Here is a 23,253-nt window from a genome sequence, read left to right as displayed (position 1 = left end):
TTTCTAATCTCCTTGCCTTAATTGGAAATTCGCTTGTAATGTAATCTACAAACTTTATCTTGTAGTCGTCTTGTCGCCGTCATACTAAAGTCGTTTTTTGCAACCATTCACGGATAAAACCGTTTTCAATTTTTCAAAGATACTTTTTGGAAATTTCCGGGCTAAGATTATACTGCTTTTGAATTTTACTCAAGATAGTCTTCGAGGGAATACCTAACTCCTTTAACACAGTGACCATTCCCCTAATTCCTTCTTCTCTTTCTTTTTCTCTTCCTTTTTCTTCCGCTTCTTCCCAAATTTCCTGTTCTCTCATCAAAAGCGTCACGTATTCCAACCTCCATTCTTTACTCGCTTTTACTTCTGCCACTCTGTCTTCAATTTCTTTTACAAAAGGATTATCACTTTTCCCACCGTTTACATACTTAAGAAATTCCCTTAACTCATCATCTTCTGCATGGATGTAATCTTTTGCATTGAAAAAAATCTTCTTCGCCCCATCATCCAGTTTCAACTCTTTATCTTCTATACAGATATTCTCGAATGTATACTGGGCTTTCCCTTGATGGAAGGGATCAATAAGTTTCGTTGCCTGTTCAAACTGTTTGTCTAAATCACCCAAGATAATAGATACATTCCTGGATACTTCCGATACCCTTTTTGCTTCTTCTGATACTACTTCTAGTTTGACAGTTTCATTCTTTATATCTGATATAGCAGCATCTTTTTGCTTTTTTAACTTTTCATATTTCCTACTTGCCACTAAAATCCCCCTTTTAGAAAATTAATCATCTATCTATACAAAATTTCTTTACTTATAAGACGAATCCATCATTTTAGCTCTAAATATATAACTACTATCTAAAATATACAATATATATATACTTTTTACAATAGTAATCAAGATAAATATCATATAAGCAGGAGAATTTCCTATAACCTCATCATCTCTATTGCTCTCTCAGTGTCTCACCTTCTTAATATTTCTTATCTGCTCTCTATTATAAGAAATCAGATAGCCATATTCTGTCACTATATTAAATTTATATATTTTTTTATTCATTCACCTTTTTCTATTTTCCCTTAGCAGACTTCTTTGTTATACCCTTGGTTTTCGTTACTCTTCCGCCATGGAAATACTTTATATAAAATTAAATGGAAGAAAATGATTATAGAATGTGGCATAGATTTTACAGATACTACTATATATTTTATCTTACAGCTTTCCTACACGTCGTCGCCACCGTCGCCGCAGACATCGCCACAAGAAGTCTCTTTCATTGGATAATAAGACTCTATATAGTGCAATAGAAAAGGTCAGCATAACCTTAGGAAACCACATTTCCCTCTATTCGGACGTTCGGTTATCTCTGATTTTTAATTCCGGAAAATGAAAAAAGGCTTAGTCTCAATATATGAATTGGACTAAACCTTACTGAATGACTCCAAGGGGAATCGAACCCCTGATTCCAGCGTGAGAGGCTAGCGTCTTAACCGCTTGACCATGGAGCCATATTTAACTTGTCTCTCTGTTCCGTACTTGCTTATTATAGCAAACACTTCTCAAATATGCAAGCACTTTTTTCCTTTTTTCTAAATTATTTTTTTCTGCCCTTTTTCTTCTCTATAAAGCTACTTCCCGCTCCTCTGAAACGAAAGAGAGCGCCAGAAATATAGAATAAAATATCCTATTCCTGCACTCTCTCCGCCAAATAGCCTGCCTTATGCTATCTTGCATGTTTCCGAACCACTATGCTTTGCACTATCTTGCCAGCCTGTAAATCGCATCCAGATAAATCCGCATCCATGTATCCAGCCTGTCAAGCTCCAAATACTCATTCTTCTGGTGCATCAAATCCGGCTGTCCCGGCAGGAGCGCCCCGAACGCAACACAGTTATCAAGCGCCCGTGCATAAGAACACGCGCCATCCACCTGCGGCACGGCATCTACATCCTTCGTCACATCCTTATACACCTCCATCAACGTTTCCACGAGGAAACTATCCTTAGGCACATAGATAGACTCCGTAATCTGCGGATTCTCGAACCGGAACCTCGTCCCTGTAAGCCCTTCTTCCACAAGCTTCTGCGCATCCTCACATTTGAAAGTCACAGGCACGCGGTTGTCAATCGAAAGAATAAACTTCCCGTCCGACACCTCCGCTTTCCCCACATTAAAGCTAAGCTTTCCGGAAACTTCATCCTCAAGCCCGACTCCCAGCTTCTCGCCGCAAAGATTGTCACCAATCTTTTCCATATAAAAGTCCGCAATCTCGCCCAGTTCATCATGAAGCCCCAAATCATGCACAGCCTTCATAATCCCCGTGACAGCATTCACTCCCTTTTCCGGATGGGCGGCGTGGGCGGCAAACCCAAACGCCTCAAGCTTGAGTTTCCCGTTCTCCACACCGATCTCATAGCGGCATCCCGTGGCGCTGCTCCACTCCTTCGCCAAAGCCTCTGCCCTGTCCTTCATCTCTTCCGGCAGAAGTACATAAGCCGACTCCGCAACCGAATTATAGGCGTTCCCTCCTGCCAGCACAACATCCTCCTTCACGTCCGTCACGAGCTGATACTGGAACACGCCCTTCTCCGCGTGAGTCAACGGGAATTCTGCGTCCGGGGTAAATGAAATCTGGGGCGGGGCAACTTTCTTCGTATTGAAATAGTAGTCCATGCATTTCCAATCCGTTTCCTCATTGGCGCCTATAATCAAACGAACCTTCTTTTTCAGCGGTACGCCCATATCCTTCAAAATCTTGAGGGCATGGAGGCAGACCGCCATAGGCCCCTTGTTATCCAGTACGCCCCGCCCATAGAGCTTTCCGTCAATTACTTCCGGGCAAAACGGGTCGCAGACCCAGCCGTCCCCGCAAGGCACAACATCCATATGCCCCAGAATACCCACGACTTCCTCACCTTCGCCGAAATCCACATGCCCGGCATAATTGTCAAAATTCTGAACCACAAATCCCATTTCCTCCGCCATAGAAAGGAAACAATTCAGAGCTTTCGCGGCTCCCTCCCCGAAGGGCATCCCTTCCTTCGGCGCCCCTTCCACACTGTTAATCGATACAAGCCTCTTGATATCCTCTACCAGGCTTTCCCGGTCTTCCTTAATCTTCGCTTTAAAATCCATCGTTTCACCTCTATACCTATACAAATAACTGGATTACAAGCATAATCGCACTGAATCCAGCCGTAATGCCCATAAGCGGCATAATAAATTTCAGCCATTTATCATAAGTAACGTCCACCATCGCCAGCGATGCAAGCACCAGCCCCGTAGGCGTGATAAAGGAAATCAATCCAAGCCCATACGCATAAGCCGAAACAATCGCTGCCCTTGACACGCCTACCGTATCTGCCAGCGGGGCCATAATCGGCACAGACAGAACCGCAAGCCCGGAAGAAGATGAGATAAAGAAACCAAGCACGATGAACACAAGCATCATCAAAATAATGAAAATAATCGGGTTCATTCCGCTGATTGCTCCTGAGAAATACTCAAGGATCGTGTCGGAGACCATACCATTTTCCAGAATAATATTAATTCCGCGGGCAACACCTACAACCAGCGCAACACTCATCAAATCAGCCGCGCCGCCGATGAACTGATCCATAAAATTCTTCTCGCCGATCCCGGAGGTAAACGCCAGCAGAATCGCGCATGCAAGGAACAGCGCCGTCATATTGTCGAACCACCATCCCTGGGAAACAAGCCCCCAAACCAGCACGGCAAAGGACGCTCCGAACACGGCAAGAGACAGCTTCATCTTTCCGGTAAATTCCGGCACATCTCCCTGATGCCCAAACTTCTGCATATGGTACTCATACTGATCGTAACAAATCGACTTCGTAGGGTCAGCTTTCACCATTTTCGCATAACGCAAAATGTAGACCAACGTAATAAGCACGCCTAAAGCCAGCGCAACGAAACGGATTCCCATCCCTTCCGCAAGGCTGATACCTGCCGCATTAGAAGCATTTCCCACGGAAAACGGATTAATCGTCGGGAACATGGTTCCGATAGAAGAGCCCATATAAATCGCTGCGATACAGACCATAACGTCATATCCTGCCGCAAGGAACACCGGCACAAGAATCGGGTACAGCGCGATTGTTTCCTCCGCAAGGCCGAATGTCGTACCTCCTGCCGCAATGATAATCGTAATCAAAATAATTAAAATATATTCTTTCCCTTTCGTCACCTTTGACAGAACCGCAATCGCCGCATTGAACGCGCCCATATAATTCAGGACGCCGATACATCCGCCAAGCACGAAGACGAACAGGATAATATCGATGGTATCATAAACACCGCTGATTGGCGCAAGCAGAATCTCGAAAATCCCCTGGGGAGTCTGCTCCACCTTCTCATAGGTTCCCGGAACCGCAATCGGCTTGCTGATACTTCCATCCAGAAATTTATCCAGATTACCGGTGACGCCCAGCTCATCCAAAGACTCTTGGGTTGGTTCCATCTCCTCAATCTCTCCGTCCGGCGTCGTAACCTCGAACATATCGCTCTGGGCATTATAAGTCAGCTTGGAATATAGTCCTGCCGGAACGATTGCCGTAAGGATCGCCGCAAAAATCAACACGATGAACAACACCGTAAGGGCTGTCGGGAACGACAGTTTTTTCTTCTTCTTTTCTTCCATTTCACATTACCTCTCTATTCATTTGCAAATATTTTCACCAATTCAACTACGACTCTCACAGCCGCCTCCATGCCCTCCACAGTGGCATGCTCCATCGGGCCATGGTAGCCATGTCCGCCCGTGCCCAGATTCGGACAGGGAAGTCCCCGGAAGGAAAGCTTACAGCCGTCCGTACCTCCGCGGATAGGGGAAATATCCTCCGGAACGTTTGCCGCCTCGCAAGCCTTCCGCGCATGTTCAATCAGATACATATGCTCTTTGATAATGCCTTCCATATTCTGGTACTCGTCTTTCAGGGTTAGTTTTACCGTACCCTCGCCCCAGATTTCATTCAAATTCTTCTCGATATGACGCAGCGTACTCCTTCTCGCCTCAAAGCTGCCTGCGTCGTGGTCACGGATAATATATTCTGAGACGGCATGCCCCTCGTCCCCGTGGATGCTCAGAAGATGGTAAAATCCCTCATACCCCTGTGTACATCTGGGGATTTCGTATCTCGGGAGCATGTTATTGATATCTGCCGCAATCAGGACTGCATTAATCATGACATCCTTCGCAGAACCCGGATGCACATTCTTGCCCTGAATCTCGAACTTTGCCTCACAGGCATTGAAATTCTGATACTGAATCTCGCCTTCTCCGTCCCCATCCAACGTATACGCCACATCTGCGCCAAATTTTTCCAGATCAAAATGAGCCGCGCCGCTTCCGCACTCCTCGTCTGGCGTAAATGCAACGCTGATTTGACCGTGAGGAATCTTTTCATCCCGCAGGATCTCGATCATCTGCATAATCTCGGCAATTCCTGCCTTATCGTCCACACCGAGAATGGTATTTCCGTCCGACGTAATCAGGGTACGCCCCTTACATGCTTTCAGATGCGGGAAATCTTTCGTGCTGAGTATCCTTCCGCTTGTTCCCAGCACCATGTCTTCCCCGTTGTAATTGGGCGTACAGATTGGCTTGATTTCTCCGTCGCAAAACTCCGGAACCGTGTCCATATGCGCGATGAAGCCGATCTTCTTTTTGTCCTCATACCCTGGCGTCGCCGGGAGGATTCCATAGACAAAGCATTTGTCGTCAAGCTTTGCATTGCTGACTCCCAGCTCCTTTAATTCCTCCACGAGAATCTTAGCCAGATCAAACTGGCAGTCCGATGTAGGAACGGTTTCCTTGTCTTCATCGCAAGGCGTCTTTACTGCGATATACTTTAACAGCCTCTCCTCTACTTTCACTTTTTATTCTCCTCCTTTTTAATTTGTAAATATCCTTGTACGCATTTTATCCCAGAATGCCTTCACGGGCAAATGCTCCCTGTTTTCTTGACACGAAAAGTTATTACGTGATATTATTAAACAAATCAAAAAAACACAGCTTGTAACCGTATTTTCTTCACACCATCTATTATTGTGCAAGATTTACAAAATAATTGATTATTAAGAAAGAAAATTGTTATGAATATTGATGAAATCATTGGGAACAACTTGAAAAAATATAGAACTGCATACAATATGACGTTAAAAGACCTTTCAGAGCAGCTTCATAAGAGCATATCTACGATTTCCAAATATGAAAAAGGCAATATTTCCCTTGATATGCCCACCTTTATTGAGCTTGCGCATATATTCGACATTTCACCGTCCTTACTCCTTGGTGAGGCCGCTGATATTTCCCAAGAGGAAAATAATTATTCCTCTTTCGCCGAAACGCTGTATATGTATACCTATAATAGTGCGTGCAAGGTAATCGTCCGAAGCGTGATTGAGCGGTATCCGGACTTAGAGCAGCCTAACGCCTACCGGGTGCAGCTATTCAATGAAGTGAAGGATATGGACAATCCCGGCGAATGCGGCGGGCTGTACACCGGCGAGTATATTTCCGAAGGTTTTATCGGAACCTATATGCTCCGCAACCAGATAATGGAATCAGAGCATGCTATGATTTCCTGCGTGAATAATCTGGTAAATCCGGACCGGCAGCTTGGCCTTGTCACCGGGCTTTCTAACTATACCATGCTGCCGGTTACGTTCAAGACCATAATATCCCGGACTAAGATCGGGGACAGGGAGGAATTGATGGAGCTGCTGATGTTTTCAAAAGAAGATTTTAAGCTGATGAAAAAAACTCATTCCCTTACGGTGCAGAATTATAGCTGACCTGAATGATATAGCCGGTAATATCCTACTTTCAAGATATCGCCGGCTATTTTTTGATTTCCTACACATCCCGATACGCCACAATCACCTCGCATATTTCATGCCCACAATACTGAAAAGTCCGATTCTCATGCGGTGTTTCCCTATTATCACAAAAACTCAGCATATACCCCGAGTTTTCCGACGGTTTTGCAACCTATTCTTTCTCCTCGAAGCTTAACTCCCTTACCGGCGTCTGGCAGACTCCGTTCTCGCACAGATAATACATCACGCCCTCCTGTGGCAGCGGGTATTCTGCGGTGAACGGTACACATTTGGCCAAATCGTCTGCATTTTCCTTTGTTTTGACCAAAATATCAATTCCGTATATTGGCAAATCGTCAATCTGCCTTCGCAATTTCTCCGACATTCCTCCGCTTACGGTACATACTAATTCCCGATGGGGATAGACCGCATCGGCCATTGCCAAAAGCGCAAAACTATATCCTGCGGGATACTCATAGATCTCCCCCGCGCAATACCCTATCTGTCTCCTTGCCGCATCCTGCCAGTATACATCCCCGGTCAATGCCGCCAGCTTTTGAAGCGCCATTGCCGCCGCAGAATTACCGGAAGGCATTGCCCCGTCATACATTTCTTTGGGCCGCGCGATTAACTGCACTGCATCCGAAGCATTCATGAAATATCCTCCTGCTTTTTCATCTTCAAAAAAATGAATCATCTGCCTTGCCCTCTGTATTGCACAGGAAAGGTATTCCACCTGAAAATCAGTCCGGTATAACTCAAGCAATGCAAGGGTATAGACCGCATAATCCTCCAACTGCCCCTGATTGGCCGCCTCCCCGTCGCGGAAACGCAAGTAAAGCCTCCCATCCTCTCCGGTCATGTGCGCTTCTATAAACTCCCGGGCTTTTCTTGCCGCTTTCAGATACCGCTCCTCTTTCAGCACGGCCCCTGCCCGGGCAAGCGCAAGTATTGTCCATGCATTCCACGAAAGCAGAATCTTATCGTCTTTATGAAGTGTCGTCCGGTTCAGGCGGTACTGATATAACTTTTCCTTATCACTTACTTTATCATTTTCTTCTGTCTGGTCATGATGAATCCGGTTGGGAATGCTCCTGCCCTCAAAATTCCCCTCTTCCGTAATGCCATAAAGACGGCAGAATTCTTTCCCGTCAGCCTCTCCCAATACAGACATGACTTCATCCGGGGTAAACACATAATATTTCCCCTCTACTCCCTCGCTGTCCGCGTCCTGCCCACAGTAAAATCCGCCTTCTTCATCCGTCAGTTCCCGCAGGATATAATCTGCCGTATGCCGTACTATATCTCTATACGTCTCTTGTTTTGTGACCTGATACGCTTCCAAATAAGCAAGGATCAGCAGCGCATTATCATACAGCATTTTCTCAAAATGCGGGATAAGCCATTGCTCATCCGTGGAATAGCGTGAGAATCCGCCGCCGATGTGGTCGTGGATTCCTCCCTTTGCCATGGCGTTCAAGGTTGTTTCTGCCATGTGAAGCGCGTCCGGTTCCTGCTCCTCCTTTGCATACCGCATTAAGAACAGCAGATTATGGGGCGACGGAAACTTAGGCGCGCCGCCGAAACCTCCCCATACCGGATCGAACTGTTTTACAAAGATACGGTACGCCTTCCTAAATATCTCTTTATCGGGGAATCCATCGCCAGAGCCGCCGCCTTGGGGCGCAGAATTTTTATTGATCATCGCCGTAATCTCTTCGCTGTCCCTTAGAAGCTCCTGCCGTCTGGTCTTCCATAACTTTAGGACTTCATTTAAGATGTCCATAAGCCCTGGACGGCCATAATACCGCTCTTTTGGGAAATACGTGCCGGCAAAGAAAGGCTTCTGCTCCGGCGTCATAATAATCGTAAGCGGCCAGCCTCCTTGTCCTGTGACGGCCTGGCAGACGGACATATACACAGCGTCAATATCCGGCCGTTCCTCCCGGTCTACTTTGATGCATATAAATCCTTGATTCAGAAGCTTTGCAACAGCTTTATCCTCAAAGGATTCATGTGCCATCACATGGCACCAGTGACAGGTAGAATAACCGATGCTGAGAAAAATGGGCTTATCCTCTGTCCTGGCTTTTTGGAAGGCTTCATCGCACCATGGATACCAGTCTACCGGATTATCCTTGTGTTGGAAAAGGTACGGTGATTTTTCGTCTTTTAATCTGTTTGGCATTGTCTTTTCTTCCTTTCCTGTTATTCATTAGAATAGTATTTCCGGAAAATTGAAAATCAATAACCCCTTCGATTCTTCTGACTTTACGCAGAGTATATGGCCTTAATTTTTTCAGCCGTCGGCAAAATACTTCTCTCACATATGATTTCAAACATTTTTTTATAGTATTCCTTCTGTACAGAAGTTATAACCTCAATACCATATGCCGTTTCAGGAATATCATCTACTATCTTCCTGACTTTTCCCATGTCTACTCTTTCTGCAAAACGAAGAACTGCCGCATTGCATTCTTTGTTCTTCATACTTTCTATATACAAGAAGGGATGCAGATGTTTTCCTTTTTGATCTGTAAAAAATGAAACCCCCGTCTCCAATGTATCTTGGACAATATCCGCTTCATTATATAATCTACGCCCTGCGACGGAAGGATTCCTCTTATTAAATAATGCATTGCCATTATCAAATACCGGCGCCAGCGAAACGGTTCCGTCACCATTGATAAATACTCCCCAATTCCCATTATCCCGGTCATTATTCCGTATAAATGCATCTATGACAAACATATCCCAAAATCGTTCTTTTACATTCGGCATGTCTTTCAGAATGTCCGAAGTTTCCATTACAGTCAGGACATCTTCCAATACCTCCCCGTGACGGTCACTGCTTCCTGTTAAATTCGCATCATTTTCAGTAACAGCATTCTTGATTTTTCCATAATCAATCATAGCCCGATATGGGTCGAAGTCTCTACAGGCTACCACAATCTTTCCGTCCCGATAACCCAACATCGTCTCATGTACAGGTATGCCAAGAGATTCATAAATCTTTGAACCTATATACTCGCTGACCGGGCTTGAAGTATAAGAAGGTATATGATGATTCCGTTTTTCTCTCCCGGGGAAATGCTTGGTATTCTCCGGAAATTTCACCATCCAACGGACACCATCAATCAGTATACCGTATTTTGAACCAGATAATCCTCCATATAATCCCCAACGGTCTTTTGCATACTGGCTTAAATCTTTAATCGCAATCATAAATATCTCCCTCTTACCTTTTAGGCTCAAACAATAAATAGAAAGCTCTCTATATTATATACTATCATATCTTTCATCCTTTCCTCAAGTTCAAACTTTTTAACCTTTATCAGGATTTTTCCCACATACTATTTCTCTGATATTGCACTCCACATCATTCAATCGTTTATTAATGCTGCCCCACCAGCCTCCCCTACAACTGCCTCCTGTCAAAACCAAGGGCGGCAAGCCCCATACATAACAAAACCATAACCCCTGCCGCCGCCATACTGGCATAAAAATCTTCCGGGCCGCCCACCCTTTGCAAAAGCTCCAATCCTTTCATCAGCTTCGCCGGAAGAAATGCATCCAATTTCGGAAACATATCCAGAAGATAAACACCTAACGCCACCCCTCCGGTTCCTAAAAGCACCTGTGAACCTGTTTTCGATACCGCTGAAAAAAAGATAAGCAATGCAGTCACCCACACGCCAAACATCCACGTACAGACTAAGGCAAAAAGCAGGTTCCCGGCGACTCCATTATCCCAGAAATATGCGTTATATCCATAAGTAATCCCAAAACAGATTACATACAGCGCCGTCCAGACGCCTAATAAGAACACAGCCTTTGCGGCCAGAATCTTCCACCGCGCCAGCCCTCGGGTAACGACAGGAATCAGCGTCCCTTTCTCGTACTCTGCCGTAAAATTCCCACTACTAATCAAAACAAAAACAATCAGCGCTACCGGGATATTTTTATAAAACTGCACCCAGGAAGTCATTGCATCTACCGAAACGGCAGTTGTCACAAATCCCGCATCCGCCAGAGATTCTGACATGGTTTCCATTAACCAGGGAGTAAGTTTCGCCATAGCAGGATTCATAATCCCAAACAAAACAAAAATCAACAGAAGAACCATGAACCTGCCGGTTCTCCACCACTCCATCCATTCCTTTTTCAGAAACGCCTTCATTTGCCTATCACCTCCATGAACAAATCCTCCAGAGTCGCCTCCTGCCGCTCAATACGCATGACTGCAATTTCCCTGTCGGCAATAAAATGCAGAAGCTCCGGAAGCCTTCCTGCTTCTTCTAACAGAAGGTGGTTCTTTCCATTACTTTTCAGAAATGGAAATGCCTGCTGCAAAGTGCCGGCGTCCTTTGGATGTTCCGTCTCCACGGCCACTGCAGTCTCCCGCCTCATCCTTCGCACCTCATCAAGCGTTCCCTTTACGGCAATCTTTCCCTCGTGCAGGAAAGCCATTTCATCACAGATATGCTCTACATCCGAAAGAATATGGGTAGAAAAAAGGACGGTAGTCTCTTCCTTCGCCGCTGTCAGAATATCGAGCAGTTCTTTTCTGCCTGCCGGGTCAAGGGCCGAAGTCGGCTCGTCGCAAATCAGGAGCTTAGGACGTCCCAATAAAGCCTGTGCAACTCCGAGCCGCTGTTTCATCCCTCTGGAAAATCCTTTAATCCTATGATTTTCTTTATCCAGTCCCACCAGCCGCAGTAATTCCTGGCTTCGGCTCTTGATTTCTTTCGCCGAAATACCGGAAACCTCGCCGCAGAACCGCAGATATTCTGCCGGCGTCATATATGGATAGAATTCAGGAACGTCCGGCAGATAACCCACAAGCCGGTTTGTGGGGGTATTTCCGTAACAAACCGGCATTCCATTCAGCGTAATCTCTCCGCTGCTTATGGTAAGTAGCCCCAAAATCATCTTCATTGCCGTGGTCTTTCCTGCGCCGTTTTGCCCTACGAAACCGAATACTGTATGCTCCGGGACCGAAAAACTGACGTCCCGGAGCACTTGCTTTTCCCCAAAATTCTTTGCCACATGGGAAAGGGTCAGCATCTCCATATCAGTTTTCCTCCTTTCCCAGCAGGAAATAAAGGATTGGCCCAATGAACTGCATCCCCGCTATCGTGATGATAATCCACAAGGTCCGGCTGCCATGTTTGTATGTTTTATGTGTCAGGATATGATGAAGCGTATAAATAAGCAGTATAATCTCCACAATCGCTAGTGGAATTAAAAAGGGTAATATTTCATTGATATCAGGCATAATTTTCTCCTCCTTCTTCACTTGTCCGTTAAATGCCGCATGATCCTACGGAAATCCGGATGGTCTTTGATACACGCAAAGGCCGGATGGCCAAATGCTGTTTCCAGGTTCTGAAAAATGAATTTCCTGCTCCTTGGAGCCATATCTCCCAACGGAAGCTCTTCAATCCATGCATCCAAACAATCAAAATATTCATCTCCGTGAAGTACAATCTTCTCTGCACGCAAAAGGCTGTCCACACATTTTTCAAAAAGCCCAAGGGCCAGGAGCGCCTCTTCCTCTTCGCCATTCGCCGCATAAACCACCGCCGTCTGGTAATGGAACTGCGCCGCCATATTCGGATGAAGATGAGCCATCCGGTATTGCTCCATTACAGTTCTTATCCTGCATATGGTCTCTTCACATCTTTTTAAATTGTCCTGATACAAAGCCAGAGATATCAAGGCATCTCCCACCAGATTCACCAAATCCAGATATTCCCTTATCTGAATATAACGTCTGGCTTTCTCATGCTCTCCTGCCATCTGGTATGCCTGCACCAGCGACGTACCATCCTGCGCCGATAGACGTGTTGGATTACAAATCGGTTCCAGCATACCAATCACATCTTCCGCCCTCCCCATCTGAAGGCTTAGCCATGCCTTCAAAGCCAAGGCGTCGCTGCATATCCCCACGTCACTGCAATTTTCCAGAATATGGCCGCACCAAGAAACCGCCTCTTCCAAAATCTGTTTCTGCTCCTCTTCTGACTCCGCCAGCATGTAATGGTTACAGCACAAAACGCTTAACTGCAGCAAGAAAGGATAGCAAGAGTAATACCTGCGCGCCAACATCAGAGTCTTTTCGATTGCTTCCTGAAATGGACTTTTTTCAAAATCCCTTGCAAGCTCCGCATAGAAACGCCGGATCTGCTGTCTGGAAAGCTGCGGCTCGTACCCGATAAGTTCATCAATCGTCATGTCGAAAAATGCCGCCATTTGGAGCAGAAGCAGAATATCCGGAGTACTCTGTGCATTCTCCCACTTAGATACAGATGCTTTGGTCACTCCCAGGAAATCTGCCAGTTCTTCCTGCGTGATCTTATGTTCACGCCTAAGCCGGATAATATTGTCCGATAATTTTAAACCGTCCATGTTATTGTTCTCCTTATCATCCGATGTATTACATCTTTTATTCAATTATAATCAAAAGGGAATCTTCTATCAATGGAGCGGTCTTCTACTTTTAAGCAGAAAAATCAACCTACAAGAAACAAAAAGAATGAGTAAAATACTCATGAAACAGAATCTTTACGAAATAAATGCCGATACTTCTCAAAAAAATCATTAAAAAAGCGTATGTTCTCCAACTCGTACCATGGAACCTCATCCAAACAATCCGAATCCAGATTATAAATCTTAGCCTGCAAAGTCCCAAGCATAAAGGGTGAATGTGTGGCAATAATAAACTGGCATCCCAGGAAACGAGCCATCTTATTAATCTCTTCTGCCAATTTCACCTGATTTTCCGGGGACAGAGACACCTCCGGTTCATCCAGCAGATACAGATTATCCGGTACAAATGCGTCCAGAAGAAGCTGCATCGTAGTTTCCCCATTCGAGTATTTCTCTTGGGCAAACTGCATGATTTGCCTCCGTGTAAAAAAATAGTTCTCACGGCTGTTAAATGACTTCTCCGCCGACGCCCTGTCAACCCCTTTTTGCTTCATGAGGTCAAAGACATAGCCTCTTTCCAGCGCCTCCTCCTGCTGTATCTTCTTAATCTCAAACAGAATATCTTCACTCTTTATATACAGGCTGTCTTTGGGAATATCCACCCGTTTTCCCGACTCATCCTCGCCCACGCCAAATCGGCACTCACGGACAAATTTATCAATATAACCTTGCCCGTAAGCATAGGACTCACAGCCTCTTGCCCCAACTTTCTGTGCAATAATGTTAAGCAAAGTGGATTTGCCAGACCCATTATTGCCATAGATAATCGTGACTGGCGAAAATACCAGCGGGTATATTTCCTTCCGCCGGAAAACACTGTAAGGGTATATATGAGGACTTTTCATTTTCTTTTCTGATACGGCAAATGTGCTTAAATATACCATGGGAACTCCTTTCTCTCTCCTTGGATGCCCGTCCTCTAATCTCTTTGTAATCTGCCTTCAGGACAGAAGTCTTCTCTCTGGCGCATCCAAGATTTTTAATTATGGGATTTGAGCAGTGAAATCACGCCTGCAACCACCAAAAGGGGGACTGCAAGATATACAAACCCTGCCACTACAAGCCCAATCAGGACAAAGGGTAAAAATAAAACCGTAACTAAAATTCTGGCAAGCCCCCATGAAGCCTTGATGGCAAATATAAGCAATTTTCCAAATACTATGAATGTCAAAATTGTAAATAATACTGTAAACATATCATACCTCCTGCTGTCTGTCCGCTCCTCCATTATCTTTTCCATCCAATCCTAATGTTTTTATTATAATCAAAATACGCTCCAAATACAACAAAAATAGTTGCAAAAGGAGTTGTTGCAAAATTCTTGAAAACAGGGAAGGCTTGCTGTATAATGATAAAAATATTCAGAGGGGATGTTAAATATGAAGATGGTAAGAATGTTATCGATGATCCTGCTTTGTCTGCTTATAACTGCATGCAGCAATGCATTTGCCAAACGAGAGTATAATTCTGACGAAAAGATTTCCCAAACATCAGACCGCTATGCGAAAGAAGTTTCTGTCGGTAATTCCACGAACCGGCAATATTCTCTTACAGTCGGTAAATTTAATGGACGTGAAACACTTTGGGAAGAGACATTGGAAGAAAATCAGGATGTAGAGATAGACATTTCTTTTAGCCTTTCCAATGGACGGGGTAAAATCGTACATATTGATAAAGATGACAATGTTACAACCGTAATTGAGTGTACGCCTGACACATCTACAGATGGATTTGTAACAAAGACACTATCCTTAACGAGTGGGCAGAATCGATTAAAGCTCGTTGGATATGATTGTGAAAATATTGATTTAAAGATACAAGCCCATTAAGGGATGCCCGGATGAGTTTATCTTAATGGACGGACTTTGTCTGATAATGTAACGACTCCCAAAAAGGAGTACAAGGATATGTTAATAAGAACTGCGACTATCAATGACTTACAAGAAATAACCGCTGTGGAGGCTGCTTGTTTTCCTGCCTCCGAAGCAGCTACAAGAGAGGAATTTTCCGAACGAATCCAATACTATGGGAATCACTTTTGGCTGATGTTCGACGGTGATAAGTTAATCTCCTTTGTTGACGGATTTGTCACCGACGAGCCGGATTTGACTGATGAAATGTATGAAAAAGCCAGTATGCACGATGAACGCGGTTCCTGGCAAATGATATTTGGCGTGAATACGCTTCCTTCTTATCGGAACCGGGGCTATGCTGGTCAATTGATCCGGTGTGCGATTGACAATGCAAAAGCCCATGGGAGAAAAGGCGTCGTTCTTACCTGCAAAGACAACTTAATTCCGTTCTATTCAAAGTTCGGGTTTCAAAACGAAGGCGTTTCAGCCACATCGACACATGGAAATGTATCGTGGAATCAGATGCGGCTGACATTCTGATAATTGTTCAAAATCAGAAATTGTGTACCTTCGGTGTTACATTTGCACATATCTCCTTCGATAATATTCCATCGTCCTATACTCCAGAATATCTTTCATATGAAATTGAAACGCCGTATTTCCAACACACTCCTTCAAATCCTCCCGGACAGCAATCGCATACCCCTCTTTATCAATAAAAAATCCCTTCCCGGAGGATTTCAGAAACCGTATCGGCATAGATTTTGCCTTACTGAGATGCTGTTTGTCCGTCATTTTCTTATAATCTTCGATGGTGATGTCCGCCGCAAAGTCCTTCCAGTTTGTTCCTGTATCAAAGAACCTCTTCCAACTTTCCAGCACATCTTCATCCTTCACTTCCAACCGTATATCCCCATGATTATAAAAGCTGTATAGAATCGGCATTTTATACACCTTCTGCATATCTGTTGTCTCTATGACAGAGAGAAATTCCCGCCCAATCCCGGCATACAGACGCTCTTCCTCCTGGGAAAGCTCCTGCAAATCATATAGGAAATCCAGATATCTCCGAAAGGGGTTTTCCTTTGCATGCTTCATACAATACTGATAAATATCATCATCCATATGAGTAAATAGTTCCATTCTGGAAGGCACCCTCCCATCCAGGAGTTCCTTTACCCTGTCAAATTCCTGCCGCACCCTCTCCTTTATGGACAATGACTTCCGGTCCAGTTCCCGAAACAAATCTATCAGCCTCATATCAAAATCCACCAGACAATCATCCGGGTACTCTATATCGTTATAATCATAAACCTTTCCCACATCAAAGGATGTCCCTCCTCCTAACAGAAGAGGCGCCTTCCCGGCCTTTTCATAATTCCCGATAAAATCAAGAACATTCAAGTACTCTTTACCCCTATATGTACGCAATCCACGTCCCAACTGCTGCAGAAATACAATCGGTGATTCCGTTGGCCTAAGAAACATAACCATATCAAGCGATGCAATATCCAATCCTTCGTTAAACATATCCACAGAAAAAATAACCCTGATCTCCTGCTTTATCAACTGCTCGACTGCCTTGTCACGCTGCTCTGAAAATTCCCCTTCCGCCTCGCTATACACGGCCACCGATGCGATCCCTCTCTTACAGAATTCCTTTGCCATTTCTTCTGCGTGCTGTCTGGAACAGCAGAACCCCAACGCCCGGCAGGAACGGTATTTCATATAATATTTATAAATCAAATCATACCGCCGTCTATTTCCCTTATAGATATCTGTCAGCTCTCTCTCATCATAGCGTCCTTTCACCAGGCGCAGCCCTGAGTAATCCGTCTCATCATAGATTCCATAATAATGAAAAGGAACCAGCATTCCTTTGTTAATTGCTTCTTTCAGAGATATTTCATACGGCACATTATAATCACAGATTTCATAAATGCTCTTCCCGTCCATCCGCTCCGGCGTAGCAGTAAGGCCAAGCATAAATTGAGGAGTAAAATAATTTACAATCCGTCTATACTGCGTATTGACTGCATGGTGAAATTCATCAATAACAAGATAATTAAAATAATCCGCAGGAAAATAATCTGCGGTCAGATATTCCTCTCTTCCTAATGTGGCAACCGAGGCAAAAATCACAGACTTATCCGTATCTTTTTGTTTTCCATAGAAGAAACCATAATCATCCGAATGACGCACATTTCGGAAAGAGACTGCGGCCTGTTTCAGAATTTCTTCCCTGTGAGCCACAAAAAGCACTCTTTTATATTTCGCAGAATCAAAAGCCGCCAGATACGTTTTCCCTACTCCCGTAGCCGCCTGAACCAACCCTTTCACTGCGCCCTCCGCCCGGCTGTCCTCCAAAGCGTAGAGCGCTTCTATCTGGGCGCCTCTTGGCTGAAACAGCGCTTCAACATTCGTATCCTCGCCGTCTCTGTCATATTTTTCCAAATCTCTGGATACCGCTGGTTTATGCCAGTTTTTTGAATAACGGCGCAGCTCTTCGTCATCAATCACAATGGAATGGTTGAAAAACAGATCTTCAAAGGTATCATAGAATGTCTGAAAACTCTTCGCATCCCCACTGCTGCGGAACCTGTAATTCCATTCGATTCCCGATGTCATTGCACTCTTTGAGATATTCGATGATCCGATATAAATCTCACCGTTAGTTTTGTAATGGAAAATGTAAGCTTTGGGATGAAAGGAACGTTCCTTCTCGTTATAAAACCGCAGGTCAATTCCCTCTCCCAGTTCTTTTTTTATCAGGTATAATGCTGATGGCTGCGTTATTCCCAGATAATTCCCGGTTAAGATTCGTATCGGAACGTTTCTGTCCAAAGCGGATCTGAGGTCTTTTAAAATCATACGGACACCGGATTCCATGAGAAAAGACACGATAATGTCGATTCTTTCTGCCTTTATCATACTCATCTTTAGCTGATAGTATAAAAAACGCCTCTGGTTTCGGTCTCCGGTCATCACATCCGTTGATTCGATTATAACATCTTCCACTTCCCTTCCTGCTCCTTCATAATCCGTCCAAGCTCTGCCCCAAAGTAACCTGTACATGAAGATGATACCTATACAGAGTTTCTGGCAGCAACACCTGTCTGCGCACCATACCTCGGTTCTGCGGGCAGTCCCCCTCCGTCGGCCTCTATGCCAGAATCCGCTTTTTCATCTTCCGGGGCTGCCTCTTTGTCATTACCTGTCTCTCTATCCAACTCAACCTGTTTCTGTGTGTTCTCCTCCTGTGCGCCCTTTTTGTTACCACAGGCTGCCAGCAGCAGGCAGAATACCACGCACCATACCAGTGAAATATGTTTCATTTTCATCACAATGCTCCTTCGTAAAATAATCTTCTTAGTTAATTTTACACATTGTTGTTCTTGTTTTCAAGTAAGATAAATGAAAATCTAAAAGTATTCAATTTCCAATTTAAATAAATATAAAAAGCAAACGGGTTGCCATCAGATCACCGGAGCCGTACTGGGAAACGATCAACCGGTATCTGGAACGGGTGGATTCAGAAAAACTACAGGAGGTCATGCATGGCCTGTGCCGTACACTGTTGCGTAGCCGGGCATTTGGAGATATGCGAATCCGAGGAAAATACTGGCAGGTTATTATAGATGGGACACAGCTTCACAGCACCCGGAAGGAATTGGACGGGGAGAGTCTGCATCGGACGCATAATAGGGGAACCGAAATAGAATACCGCGAGAATTATTATTATGTGCTGGAGGCGAAACTGGTGCTGCATCCGAAAATCCTGGTCAGTATTCAGACGGAATTTGTGGACAATGAAGACGGGAAATAGATGGAGAAGCAGGACTGTGAAAGGAAAGCCAGCCGGCGTCTGATGGAAAAGCTGAAAAAGGCATTTCCAAGGCTGCCAATCTGCTTGTGCGCAGACAGTTTGTACGCTTGTGAAGGCTTCTTTGAAAGATGCAAGGAGAAAAACTGGCGTTATATCCTGAGATATAAGGAAGGGAGCATCCCGACCATCGGAGCAGAATACCGGGAATTGAAAAAAAGAGAGAAGAATTACCAGGAACAGATATGGGAGAACGGAAAGAAATGGTATGATTATATAACAGATATTGATTATAAAGGATATAAAATAAATCTGGCAGAATACGGGGAAATTAAGGAACATATTTGCAAAAAAGGAAGGAAAAAGGGAAATGTGAAATTGCTCCGAAAAGAATTTTGGTATCTTACGGATTTGCCAGTCACCAGAAAAAACGTAGATGCTCTGATAGAACGGGGAAGGATGAGGTGGAAAATAGAGAATGAAGGTTTCAATGCACAGAAAAAACATGGCTACAGCTGGAGCATCTATACAGCAGAAATTATCAGGCTGTGAAAAACCATTATTATCTAATTCAGATTGGACACATGATCGGACAGTTTATGGAGGCATGGGAAGGGATATGGAAAAAGGTAAAGCAGAATTTGGAGCAGAAACATAGGAGGCTGCTAGAGTCCATGAAAGAGACATCGCTGAAAGAATACATGGAAGAGATAGACAGAAAGATACAAATACGGTTTATATAAAAATGATTGGGGAAAGGCGGTGGTTGTAATAAACAGGCGAAAATGAAAAAGGACGAGGGCGGGCTATAGGGATTTTATGGCTTAGAGATAAGAATGTATTACTCAATAAGTATAAAGAATAGAATCCAGATTGCCTTGAGAGAGTAAACATAACTTTAAGCGTCAGAACTGGTTCTTAGAAATTATGGTGGATTATTTTTTATATTCCTGTTATAATATACAAATCATAATGAAAGGAATGTAAGTTAAAATGAAGTTGATATTCAATCGTTCGGTTAGCGTGATTCTTTCTGCCGTTATGCTGTTTGTGAGCGCCCTTTCCTTGAACGGCTGCGGCGTCAAGGATAATTCGCAGACAATGGAACCGGCTACAACAATTGCAGAAACCACTCAAGCGTTTGACGAACCGCAGCAAAAGCGAAAAATCATTATTGATACCGACACCGCGGGCGACGACGCCTCCGCATTGATTATCGCGGCAAAGGCTAAAAACATTGATATTCTTGGCGTGACAGTTTCCGCAGGAAACGTCAGTCTCGATCAGGCAGTCAAAAACGCGTTGATGACGCTGGAAATGGCGGGCAGCGACGCCCCTGTTTATGCAGGCGCTTCTACTACATATACCGGCAAGGAACGTGAAACCTTCAGCGTTTACGGCAAGGATGGTATGGGGGATCAAGACTTGATTCATCCCACGCGAAAAGCTGAGGATAAGGGCGCTGTTGATTTTATCGTTGAAGCGGTAAAGGCGAATCCCGACGAGGTGGAAATTGTCGCTCTCGGTCCCGTCACCAATCTTGCGCTCGCCTTTGACAAAGATCCCGAAACGATGAAGCGCGTCAAGAAATACTGGTCAATGGGAACCGCAGGCTTTGGATCTGGCAACGCAACGCCGGTTGCAGAGTTCAATGTTTATCATGATGCCGAGGCGTACAAGGTGCTGGTTGATTCGGGTGTGGCGATTACGGCAATCGGCTTCGATATGCTTCCTGAAGAAACTAATTTTTCCAAGGAAGAGCTTGACGAGCTGGAGAAAAAAGGCGGACTGTCGGAATTCTTCGCCAAAGCCTTCAGCGGACTGATAAAATTTAATACAGAAACAAGAGGCTTACCGATTGCCGATGATGCCGACGGAGTCGCTATGGCTTGCGTACTGTGGGACGATTATCTTAAAAAGACCCAACCCTGCCACGCAAGCGTTATGACGGACGACAATGAAGCGTACGGGCAGGTAATTCTGTACAAGGAAGGTTACGGCTACGACTCTCAGGTAACCTTTGATAATTACAACTTCTATGTTGCTACCGAAACAAACAGTAAGATATTTAAAGAAAAGCTTATTGCTCTTTTAGATGAGTGATAGTTTATGAAAAGAAGATAATTATGATTTCACTAATCATCACCCCCCACTTCAAGCGGAGGCCGCTGAAAAACATACTGTTTTTTAGGTTTAAGTTTCAAACACACAAAAAAATCCACTAGTTTCGATTACTCTAACGGTTTGCATTAACGGACAGCTTTGACGCTTAAAAAAAATCAAAAAAACCTCCCATTTTACGGGATAATACGAGATAATAGAATTAGCAACAAACTATTTTTTCGCACTACCCATAAAAGAGAGGAGGTTTTACCATGAAGCAAGAATAAAGATTACAAGAAGAGAGGCCAGGGAACACCTGGAACAGTTTCACCTTGCCTGCGATGGCTGGTGTGGCTTGCCACTACACCATCAAATGGTTAGACGGTGACGACAAGAGCAACAAATAGCCTGGTGGGTGCTTTGCCGCTATAAAAAGAAAAGAAGAATCCCCGGACTGTGGTGCAACACAGTCTGGGGATTTCATTCTTCGTTCACATGGAACTTTTGCATCTCTTTTGCCTAATGGCATTATAGCATATGCAAAAAAGTTATTCAATATGCTTTTATTCAAAAATTCTATCCTTATCTGGTATCAACAGAGTTTTCTACTTATCATTTGTAAATCCTAAAATATAATCTGCCGAAACTTTATAATAATCACAAAGTTTCATTAAACATTCGATTGGCATTGGGCGTTTATATAATTCGTATTGTGAATACGTCGTCTGTGCCACACCTAATATTCTTGCTATCTGCCTCTGTTTCAAATCATTGTCTTGTCGCAACGCCTTTATCCGTTCGGGGTACTTGATTTCGAGCGTATTCTTTTTGCAATCCATTTTTTCACCTCTTTGCGACAATTCTAGTACATTGAATAATTAATAACTGGCCTAATTAGCATTTGATTTTATGCCAGCTTTAACGGCTTCATCCTGACTTATTTCATCCATTTTATAAGTCCAATGGTATACAACTGGCTCCCTGTTGACCTCTTCAAAATACAGGTATATGCGGTCAGCGAGTTCCTCCTTTGATTTGACTCGAATTCCTTTTAACATCTGCTTTGTCATCTTGCTAAAGAAACTTTCTATCATGTTTAACCATGATCCATGCGTGGGCGTAAATACAAAGATAAATCGTCCCTCCGGACACGTTGCAAGATAGTTTTTTGTCTCCTTGGACTTGTGGGCAGAATGGTTATCGCATATGATACGTATCACATCCCCTTCTGGATATTTATTGTCCAGTTTCTTCAACAGATTGATAAAATCTGAACTTTTATGACTCTCGCTGACCAGTGGAATTGCTTCCCCAGTCAGCAGATCAATTCCTGCCAATAAGGAAAGAGTCCCTAAACGCTTATATTCCGCGTCACGGTAAACACATCCTGTATCCGCTGTTGGACGCAGGTCATCCCCGGTCGTTGCAATCGCCTGTATTCCGGGTTTTTCATCACAAGAAACTGTATGGACAACAATCCCATCTTCTGGGACGATTATGCTACCATCTTCATTAAACTGTAAGGATATTTGCTTATATACCAAAAGTACATCATGCATTTTCTGTTCAAATTCAGGGTCACGTTTTTCACAGTAATACTTGATTTTGAAAGGTTTGATTTCCGACTTGCGCAATATCTTTTGAACCATAGGTTTTGTGATCGTGGCAAGCCGGGGAAAGCCCACCTCTTGTGCATTTTTCTGAATATGCTGATGCAGGTTTTTCAGAGTCCAAAGTTCCTGGGAATAGCCAAGATCAGCTGGACGTTGGCAGGCCAAATCCACGATCTATGCCACAGCATCATCTGTAATTTCAATTGGATGACCAGGACGTGGTCTATCATATAAAGCAAGATCAACACCGCCTTCTTTAAACTTTTTAAGGCATAACTTAACGGTATTCACGTTAACATCTATGCGCTGTGCTATTGCGGCATTTGACTCACCTTGTGTTTTGTATATCAATATTTTTGCTCGGTCAACAATCTGAGCCTGTATTGTTCTGCATCTACACAGAGATTGGAGATATTCATAATCTTCCTGTTCAATATCTAATATATTTGCGTGTGCCATAATCAACATTCCTTCCTATATTAAATAATTTGACTCAAACTTCCCACACCGATTGGTGTGCTGAACCTT

The 23,253-nt window shown here is 44.1% G+C and carries 22 protein-coding genes, 1 tRNA gene and 1 pseudogene; 7 read left to right on the top strand and 17 right to left on the bottom strand.

Going from position 1 to position 23,253, the window contains the following annotated elements:
* Positions 1 to 133: 133 nt before the first annotated feature.
* From AC6I3O_RS02185 to pepT, 5 genes are all read right to left on the bottom strand, one after another.
* A complete protein-coding gene (locus AC6I3O_RS02185) occupies positions 134 to 760 on the bottom strand; it encodes a hypothetical protein (RefSeq protein WP_497849514.1) in 627 nt (208 codons plus the stop codon).
* Positions 761 to 1,437: 677 nt separating this feature from the next.
* Positions 1,438 to 1,509 (bottom strand) — tRNA-Glu (locus tag AC6I3O_RS02180).
* 250 nt (positions 1,510 to 1,759) lie between these two features.
* On the bottom strand, positions 1,760 to 3,136 hold the full coding sequence (gene pepV, locus AC6I3O_RS02175; protein ID WP_497849513.1) for a dipeptidase PepV: 1,377 nt from the start codon (positions 3,134 to 3,136) through the stop codon (positions 1,760 to 1,762).
* A 16-nt stretch (positions 3,137 to 3,152) separates the two neighbouring features.
* The gene (locus AC6I3O_RS02170) at positions 3,153 to 4,661 is read right to left on the bottom strand and encodes a YfcC family protein (protein WP_497849512.1); all 1,509 of its coding nucleotides are present in this window, start codon (positions 4,659 to 4,661) and stop codon (positions 3,153 to 3,155) included.
* Positions 4,662 to 4,675: 14 nt separating this feature from the next.
* Positions 4,676 to 5,896 carry a peptidase T gene (pepT, locus tag AC6I3O_RS02165; protein WP_497849511.1) on the bottom strand — a complete coding sequence of 407 codons (1,221 nt, stop codon included), beginning with the start codon at positions 5,894 to 5,896 and terminating at the stop codon, positions 4,676 to 4,678.
* 219 nt (positions 5,897 to 6,115) lie between these two features.
* Here pepT and AC6I3O_RS02160 point away from each other — a divergent pair, with 219 nt between their 5' ends.
* Complete coding sequence (locus AC6I3O_RS02160) at positions 6,116 to 6,817, top strand: helix-turn-helix domain-containing protein (protein ID WP_497849510.1); 702 nt, start codon at positions 6,116 to 6,118, stop codon at positions 6,815 to 6,817.
* A 196-nt stretch (positions 6,818 to 7,013) separates the two neighbouring features.
* Here the strand turns inward: AC6I3O_RS02160 and AC6I3O_RS02155 are convergent, their stop codons facing one another.
* The 8 genes from AC6I3O_RS02155 to AC6I3O_RS02120 all read right to left on the bottom strand — a co-directional run bounded on the left by AC6I3O_RS02155 (position 7,014) and on the right by AC6I3O_RS02120 (position 14,528).
* Positions 7,014 to 9,029 (bottom strand): thioredoxin domain-containing protein, encoded by a 2,016-nt coding sequence (locus tag AC6I3O_RS02155; RefSeq protein WP_497849509.1) that lies wholly within the window; start codon positions 9,027 to 9,029, stop codon positions 7,014 to 7,016.
* An 83-nt stretch (positions 9,030 to 9,112) separates the two neighbouring features.
* Entirely contained in the window at positions 9,113 to 10,066 is a 954-nt protein-coding gene (locus tag AC6I3O_RS02150) for a HipA domain-containing protein (RefSeq protein ID WP_497849508.1), read from the bottom strand.
* Between the two features lie 193 nt (positions 10,067 to 10,259).
* Positions 10,260 to 11,021: an ABC transporter permease gene (locus AC6I3O_RS02145; protein ID WP_497849507.1), complete on the bottom strand. Its 762-nt coding sequence runs from the start codon at positions 11,019 to 11,021 to the stop codon at positions 10,260 to 10,262.
* A complete protein-coding gene (locus AC6I3O_RS02140) occupies positions 11,018 to 11,914 on the bottom strand; it encodes an ABC transporter ATP-binding protein (protein ID WP_497849506.1) in 897 nt (298 codons plus the stop codon). The genes AC6I3O_RS02145 and AC6I3O_RS02140 overlap by 4 nt, the downstream gene beginning before the upstream one ends.
* Position 11,915: 1 nt before the next feature.
* Complete coding sequence (locus AC6I3O_RS02135; protein WP_497849505.1) at positions 11,916 to 12,119, bottom strand: PLDc N-terminal domain-containing protein; 204 nt, start codon at positions 12,117 to 12,119, stop codon at positions 11,916 to 11,918.
* A 17-nt stretch (positions 12,120 to 12,136) separates the two neighbouring features.
* Positions 12,137 to 13,252: a helix-turn-helix transcriptional regulator gene (locus AC6I3O_RS02130; protein WP_497849504.1), complete on the bottom strand. Its 1,116-nt coding sequence runs from the start codon at positions 13,250 to 13,252 to the stop codon at positions 12,137 to 12,139.
* A gap of 140 nt (positions 13,253 to 13,392) precedes the next feature.
* Positions 13,393 to 14,217, bottom strand: a complete 825-nt coding sequence (locus tag AC6I3O_RS02125) for an AAA family ATPase (protein ID WP_497849503.1) — start codon at positions 14,215 to 14,217, stop codon at positions 13,393 to 13,395.
* A 95-nt stretch (positions 14,218 to 14,312) separates the two neighbouring features.
* Entirely contained in the window at positions 14,313 to 14,528 is a 216-nt protein-coding gene (locus tag AC6I3O_RS02120) for a hypothetical protein (RefSeq protein ID WP_497849502.1), read from the bottom strand.
* A 184-nt stretch (positions 14,529 to 14,712) separates the two neighbouring features.
* Between AC6I3O_RS02120 and AC6I3O_RS02115 the strand changes: the two genes are divergently transcribed.
* A complete protein-coding gene (locus AC6I3O_RS02115) occupies positions 14,713 to 15,162 on the top strand; it encodes a hypothetical protein (protein WP_497849501.1) in 450 nt (149 codons plus the stop codon).
* A gap of 78 nt (positions 15,163 to 15,240) precedes the next feature.
* Entirely contained in the window at positions 15,241 to 15,726 is a 486-nt protein-coding gene (locus AC6I3O_RS02110; RefSeq protein ID WP_497849500.1) for a GNAT family N-acetyltransferase, read from the top strand.
* Between the two features lie 36 nt (positions 15,727 to 15,762).
* Here the strand turns inward: AC6I3O_RS02110 and AC6I3O_RS02105 are convergent, their stop codons facing one another.
* Both AC6I3O_RS02105 and AC6I3O_RS02100 read right to left on the bottom strand, forming a co-directional pair.
* A complete protein-coding gene (locus AC6I3O_RS02105) occupies positions 15,763 to 18,171 on the bottom strand; it encodes a DEAD/DEAH box helicase family protein (RefSeq protein WP_497853403.1) in 2,409 nt (802 codons plus the stop codon).
* Between the two features lie 101 nt (positions 18,172 to 18,272).
* Positions 18,273 to 18,527 carry a hypothetical protein gene (locus AC6I3O_RS02100; RefSeq protein ID WP_497849499.1) on the bottom strand — a complete coding sequence of 85 codons (255 nt, stop codon included), beginning with the start codon at positions 18,525 to 18,527 and terminating at the stop codon, positions 18,273 to 18,275.
* A gap of 260 nt (positions 18,528 to 18,787) precedes the next feature.
* On the opposite strand from AC6I3O_RS02100, the gene AC6I3O_RS02095 reads away from it, so the two are divergent.
* The 4 genes from AC6I3O_RS02095 to AC6I3O_RS02080 all read left to right on the top strand — a co-directional run bounded on the left by AC6I3O_RS02095 (position 18,788) and on the right by AC6I3O_RS02080 (position 21,112).
* Positions 18,788 to 19,012, top strand: a complete 225-nt coding sequence (locus tag AC6I3O_RS02095; RefSeq protein WP_497849498.1) for a hypothetical protein — start codon at positions 18,788 to 18,790, stop codon at positions 19,010 to 19,012.
* Positions 19,013 to 19,561, top strand: coding sequence for a transposase (locus tag AC6I3O_RS02090; protein WP_497849497.1), 549 nt, complete (start codon positions 19,013 to 19,015; stop codon positions 19,559 to 19,561).
* Positions 19,558 to 19,752: a hypothetical protein gene (locus AC6I3O_RS02085; RefSeq protein ID WP_497849496.1), complete on the top strand. Its 195-nt coding sequence runs from the start codon at positions 19,558 to 19,560 to the stop codon at positions 19,750 to 19,752. The genes AC6I3O_RS02090 and AC6I3O_RS02085 overlap by 4 nt, the downstream gene beginning before the upstream one ends.
* A 250-nt stretch (positions 19,753 to 20,002) precedes the next feature.
* Positions 20,003 to 21,112, top strand: coding sequence for a nucleoside hydrolase (locus AC6I3O_RS02080; protein WP_497849495.1), 1,110 nt, complete (start codon positions 20,003 to 20,005; stop codon positions 21,110 to 21,112).
* 605 nt (positions 21,113 to 21,717) lie between these two features.
* Here AC6I3O_RS02080 and AC6I3O_RS02075 read toward each other — a convergent pair.
* On the bottom strand, positions 21,718 to 21,951 hold the full coding sequence (locus AC6I3O_RS02075; RefSeq protein ID WP_159750014.1) for a helix-turn-helix domain-containing protein: 234 nt from the start codon (positions 21,949 to 21,951) through the stop codon (positions 21,718 to 21,720).
* Positions 21,952 to 22,002: 51 nt separating this feature from the next.
* A pseudogene (locus AC6I3O_RS02070) lies at positions 22,003 to 23,184 on the bottom strand (IS630 family transposase).
* Positions 23,185 to 23,253: the final 69 nt, after the last annotated feature.

The sequence above is a fragment of the Sporofaciens sp. St.21A7 genome (assembly GCF_059728535.1).
The sequence above is the reverse complement of the archived record's forward strand: the minus strand, read 5'-3'. Positions and strand labels throughout refer to the sequence as shown.